Source organism: Psychroserpens luteolus (genome assembly GCF_021032705.1).
Lineage (GTDB): Bacteria > Bacteroidota > Bacteroidia > Flavobacteriales > Flavobacteriaceae > Psychroserpens > Psychroserpens luteolus.
In genome coordinates this window covers 1-656 of sequence record NZ_JAHVXI010000022.1, presented here as the reverse complement: position 1 = coordinate 656, position 656 = coordinate 1, and the positions used below count along the sequence as shown (strand labels likewise).

Below are 656 nucleotides of genomic sequence, written 5' to 3'. Positions count from 1 at the left end.
AAGGGACAACGAATTAGTAAGCAGAGTTTTAATGGATCAGGAACACCAACGACAAAGTCGTATTATATAAGAGATACTAGTGGTAATCCACTAGCGATATATAATAATTCTACTTTGGTTGAGCATCCTATCTATGGAGCATCACGAGTAGGGATTCATTACAGGCAAGATGGGAGTGAGCGTTACCAGATGACGGATCATTTGGGTAATGTACGTGCATTGGTGAAGCAAGACTTAGGAGATGACCCAGTGATTTATGAGGAGGATTTTAATGAGACAACCAGCACATCTCCATGGACATCATCCACGTATTCGACATTAAGTATAGCAGATGGTCGTTTGAAATGTGTGATAACGCGGAACTGGCATAATGCCCGAGTAGATGTTAACTTAGAAGCGGGAAAGGAATATCAGTTTAGTTATCGATTGGATAGGAGTCAGATGCAAGGAGGATTTAGTACGTTGTTGTATGAACCAGGACAGTCTTCACCAACGGTGAGTAGTGGAATGATATCAGAGAGTGGCGATTATAGTTTTACTTTTACAGCCAATACAACAGGATCACATCGATTACTATTACGAGGATGGATATCGACTTATCCAAATAATACAGAATATTTACAGGCCAATACGTTTTATATCGACAATGTATTGAT

1 protein-coding gene is annotated in these 656 nt (G+C 39.6%); it reads left to right on the top strand.

Annotated features, from left to right (window positions below):
* The coding region (locus KWG70_RS17660) for a hypothetical protein (RefSeq protein ID WP_230937365.1) at nucleotides 1-656 on the top strand (656 nt) is incomplete at both ends.